This is a genomic window from Arachidicoccus sp. (assembly GCF_050436765.1).
In the GTDB taxonomy this organism is placed as follows: Bacteria; Bacteroidota; Bacteroidia; order Chitinophagales; family Chitinophagaceae; genus Arachidicoccus.
The window spans coordinates 1-5,362 of the sequence record NZ_JBNQGD010000142.1; the positions used below are offsets into that span (position 1 = coordinate 1).

Annotated in this window: 3 protein-coding genes and 1 pseudogene; all 4 read left to right on the forward strand. The window is 39.7% G+C overall.

Features of this window, described 5'->3' with window-relative positions; all coding sequences use genetic code 11:
- The coding region (locus ACQR30_RS06040; protein ID WP_429732718.1) for a hypothetical protein at positions 1 to 921 on the forward strand (921 nt) is incomplete at its 5' end.
- A gap of 18 nt (positions 922 to 939) precedes the next feature.
- A complete protein-coding gene (locus tag ACQR30_RS06045; protein ID WP_429732721.1) occupies positions 940 to 2,796 on the forward strand; it encodes a RagB/SusD family nutrient uptake outer membrane protein in 1,857 nt (618 codons plus the stop codon).
- Between the two features lie 216 nt (positions 2,797 to 3,012).
- Positions 3,013 to 4,860, forward strand: coding sequence for a glycoside hydrolase family 36 protein (locus tag ACQR30_RS06050; RefSeq protein WP_429732724.1), 1,848 nt, complete (start codon positions 3,013 to 3,015; stop codon positions 4,858 to 4,860).
- A 23-nt stretch (positions 4,861 to 4,883) separates the two neighbouring features.
- Positions 4,884 to 5,362 (forward strand): annotated as a pseudogene (locus ACQR30_RS06055) (hypothetical protein); the annotation flags it as partial.

Genomic DNA, 5,362 nt, shown 5'->3' on the forward strand with positions numbered 1-5,362 from the left:
GATATCTTGGGATCCAGACAAAATTCATTGCCCACAACGTTCAGTTTGTCTTTGCCGCAAGAGAACTATGGTATTATTAATGCTCAAGGAGCCGATTTAACGATAGGATGGCATGATAAAACTGGAAATGTAGATTGGTATGCCTCTTTAAATGCTTCTTATGGATGGAATAAAGTGATTGCAAAAGACTACCCGATTAGCTATTTGCCTTGGCAAATTCCGGTAGGGAAAGCTACAAATTACATTGCCGGTTACTCTGCGTCTATTATACGTACCGCAGCAGAACTTGCTGCTTGGCAAGCAGCGAACCCTAACTATGTTAATCCTGGCAATGGCAATACAGCTGTAGGTTTGGGCTCGATGGTATATGCTGATAAAAGTGGGCAAACAGGACAACCTGATGGTGTGATAAATAATTATGATCAAAAGGTTTTATATGCCAATCCTAATCCCGTTGTGTATGGTTTAAACTTAGGTGCTAATTGGAAGGGCTTTAGCATGGAGGCTGTATTTAGCGGGTTAATTCATAATCCTAAAAACTTCTTTGAGCTTGCCGATTATTATGGTGGACAGATGTGGAATACTGCTTGGATTAACCAATCTTGGACCCCGTCAAACTCCAATGCACCCTTACCGAGGGTCGTGCCAAGAGATTATAGGTCTTATTCTATAACCAATAGTAGTTTTTGGTATCAAGATGCGAGTTTCATAAGACTAAAGAGTTTGAACATTGGCTATACTTTTCATTTCAATAACTCCTTAGGCGACGCCATCAAATCTATAAGAATCTTTACGTCGGGTACAAACTTGTTTTATCTAAGCAAGTTTAAATACTGGGACCCAGAACTTAATCCGGGGTGGAGTGGTATAGGATATCCAATTATGAGGACTTTTAGTTTGGGCGCCAATGTTAATTTTTAATTCTTAAAATTGTTTCTTATGAATAAATTATCAAAATATATAGGTTTAGGATATGTTTTTTTTGTACTAGCTTTCTTATCTCTTGGAGGTTGTAGACCGAATCTGGATTATCCCAACACTACGGCTATTAATCCGGAAATTGTGTGGACGAATGCGTCAATGATCCGGGCATATTTAACCGATATATATGCTAGCTCCATGTCCGGTTGGAATTTTGGCGCAGACAATAGTGATGAGGCCATGAACCAAAACTCTACCGCGATGTCTGCATATGACCAAGGACTAAATATTACGGTTTCGGGCGTAGGAATTGCTTTTAATTATACCAATATCGATAAGATAAATTTTATGTTGTCGCAGTTACCATCTGTCCCTACTTCTGTACTTTCCAAACAAGAAAATAATTATCTTAAAGGACAATGCTTATTTTGGCGCGCGTGGGCGTATTGGAATTATGTAAAAAATCTCGGAGGTGTTCCCCTTATAACAAAACCTCAAGTTAATGGTAGTGCGAGCTCATTGACTGTCAAACGCAGTCCAACGTCTGTATGTGTGGATACCATTATTTCTGATTTAAATAATGCTGCGTCCTTGTTGCCTTCCAGATGGAGTGGAAATGACTACGGACGAATAGATAAATGTGCCGCTATGGCTTTTAAAGGAAGAATCTTATTATGGTATGCCAGTCCTTTGTTTAACAGAAGCAACGATGCTGCTCGTTGGCAAAAGGCTTATGCCGCGAATAAGGCCGCTCTGGATACTTGTACGGTAGCAGGCTACAAACTTCTTACGCCCTACAACAAAATTTGGCAAACAAAGGGAAAGGCAAATACAGAAGCGATAATGTTCAATAATTATTACTATCCCGATCATGCGTATAGTATGAATACGTTGTTGCCTTGGTGCATGACACAAGGAAATGCATGTCGTATTCTTCCTCTTGTGTGGCAAGTGCTAGCCTTCCCTCGTATCGATGGCTCTGCGACCGCTTTAGGTACCCCTACTGGTTTAGATACTGCACGATTAAGATCCGATCCTGCTTATAATGCTAATTTCTTTACAGATTTGGTTAAAAACATGGATCCGCGCTTTTACGCGTCAATATTTGTTCCGGGAACTGCATTCCCGAGTACACAAGTACCGGCAGGTCAAAATTTCTGGGAGGTATATGGGGGTAGTTTTCCAAATTACAATGATTTTGGAAAATATCAAATGGGGAGTGCTAATGTTGGTATTTACGGCGGTTTTTATCCGTTGAAAGCAGTTACTCCGGGTACTAATCAAATAACCTCACAACAACAAGGAGGAAACATTTGGATAGAAATACGTTATGCGGAAGTGTTGATGAATTTGGCGGAATGTGCAAATGAACTTGGTAATCGAACGGAGTCGCGAGGATATATTGCTCAAATTAGACAAAGGGCTGGTATTATAAAAGGTTCAGGTGCAATCGGATATGGATTAGATGCTTACAATAATCAAGGTGCGGTAAGGAATTTACTTATTAGCGAACGCTTCGCGGAGTTTGCACAGGAGGGGAAAAGATGGGATGATTTGAGGCGTTTGATGCGCTTTGATATTCTAAATAACGAAAAATATATGTCCCAATTGTTTTTTGTAGCAAATGCAGGTTTGCCTACCATTAATTCTCAAACCGGATTTGATTGGACACAAAGTATTCAGACAGATGTGGTACGTGCTAACTTTCATTTGGAATTTATTAGCAATGTTACAAACAATGCCATTAACACCTATAATTTATCGACCAATCATTGGTTTTACCCCATTGCGTTAAATGATTTTCAAAAGGATTTTAATAGTGACAATAGTATGCAAAATAATGAATGGGGTGGTACGTTTGATCCATTACAATAACTCGAGCAATATTTATTCAACAGCAGGAACAAAGAAGGGCATTGAGCCCTTTTTTGTTCAAAAATTTAGATCGTGCGTGGATAATGAGCAAAAAAACATTAGTTTTTATCAAAATTGAGCAGTGAATGTTTTTTTTAACAAACTAACTTTGATTCCCAGGATTTTATTATTTGGGCGAAGAAGGGGATTTATTTATAAAACAATTAAAATAAACAGGTGAAAGTCTTTTTTCTTTTAACCGGTATTTTTTTGCTGGCGTTGTCCATAAACGCCAAGCCGTTAAGCAACGTGATAAATGCGAAAAAATTGGTTATTGCTTTAAAGCATTCAACACCTTATTGTGAAAATTCTGATGAACATAAGATTGTCGGCAAATCAATAGAGATTCAAAGAGAGTGGCAAAATAATGTATGCCATTCTACCATCGTCAACAACGGGACGCGTCCGGTACGCATTAGTAATATCGTACTTTTCGAGATCAGCAAATCCACTTTACTCGATAGTAACAGCCACATTTACGGTGAAGGATTTCAAATGTTGTCCCAATTAGAAGGCACACTCGCGCACCCCCGCAACGTTACCGGTTACTCGGACCAGTCACATTACAGGATCATCGGTCCTCACCATATGACCACGGCATACGGTCTGTTCAGCCTAACGATGGCGAGAGGAGATTATATGGTACTTGGATTCTCCAGTTGTAAAAAATTTATAGGAAGAATCGCCTTCTCGGCGAAAAAAATAATTGTCTCTGTAGATCCGGAAAACTTACTATTGAAAGCTGGGCAACGCGTGTCGTTAGAAGACTTCATGGCATTGGACGGAAAAGATAAAAATAAATTGCTGGATCAACTGGCAGGACAAATAATTAAAACACATCCGCCCATTTTTAAAAGCCCGATTCCAGTAGGCTGGAGTTCCTGGTATTGCTATGGATCAGATTTTACACAAAACGATATTATCGAAAACTTGAAAGGATTCGCTAAGACCCTGCCTTCCTTAAAATATATCCAGATAGATGACGGTTTTCAGCCTTTTATGGGCGATTGGTTAGTACCTAACCCTAAATACGGCTCTTTGCCGAACACGCTAAGCGCCATTAAAAAAGAAGGATTTACGCCTGCTATTTGGCTGGCACCATTCATTGCTGAAAAAAACTCGGCACTGTTTAAGAACCATCCGGATTGGTTTGTAAAAGATAGTTGCGGTGCGCCACTTGTTTCATCAAAAGTTGGTTTTGGTGGTTGGCATAATGGTCCCTGGTATGTCCTGGACGGGACTAACCCACATGCACAGGCCTACCTGAGAGATGTTATAAAAACCATGCGTGAAAAGTGGGGGGTTGAATATTTTAAGTTAGATGCCAATTATTGGGGCGCTATTCACGGCGGCATCCACTATGATTCCACAGCTACACGTATTGAGGCCTACCGCGAAGGCATGAAAGCTATCTTGTCGGCTTGCGGTAGTAATACCGTAATTTTAGGATGCAATCAGCCCAATTGGCCATCCTTTGGTTTGATAACAGCCGCGCGCACCAGTAATGATGTGTCCAGAGATTGGACTTCGTTTGCTTCTACAGCCAGAGAAAATTTATTACGTTCTTGGCAGAACGGTAAGTTATGGTATTGTGATCCAGATGGTTTGTTACTTGGACCCAATGGGAATTCTGGAAAGGAAATAAAACCCAATGAATATTTATTTCATGCAACAGTATTGCATGCGATAGGGGGCCTGATGATGTTGGGCGATAAATATCGTAATCTTTCTGCAAAGCAGTTTGAAATTATTAACAAGGAGATTCCTCCAACGGGCAAAAGTGCGCGTTTTACCGACGACTCGTTTCAAACAGGGGTCACAGATTTGGGGGCGGTGCAGTACTATTATTTTTTAAACTGGAATGACAAGGAAACTATCTCTTTAAAAATGAAATTGAAGGGGAGAGCTTCCCTTGAAAATTATTGGGAAGGTGCTGGTTTAGGTGTTCATGAAGGAGTATATGAAGTAAAAAACTTACCGCCGCATTCGGCAGTCATTATTAAAGCAACACTTATTCAATCATAATTCTTTTTCCACTTAACAGGCATATGAAATTTTTTAATTTACAAAATCTAACGATTGCTTTCTTGGTTTGCATGGGGTCGCCTTTCAGTAATTCAGCAAATGCGCAAGCATTTAAATTGCAAACTCAATATGCGGGAATTCATGTTAACGAAAACGGATTTATCGTATCGATGAAAGATAAAAAAACAGGGAAGGAATATTGCCCTGGTGGCATGTCCTCTGCGTTGATGAGTCTTTGTGACAATAAGAACCAATATATTTTGCCTAGCAAGGCAAATTATAACGTGGCCAAAAAGGAAATAGATATAACCTATCCCAATGGCTCCGTCGCTATTATAAAGGTAGAGCAAAAAAAATCTTATTTGCGGTTTCAATTGTTGTCTTTAACGAAGGCCGAGAACATAGATAATATTGTGTGGGGTCCTTATAAAACGACTATTTCAAAAAAAATCGGCGACATTATTGGTGTCGTGCGCAGTGACGATTTTGCTATTGGTATGTT

Coding starts and splice junctions, on each gene's coding strand:
- ACQR30_RS06045 (WP_429732721.1), top strand. CDS start 940: ATGAATAAATTATCAAAATATATAGGTTTAGGATATGTTTTTTTTGTA.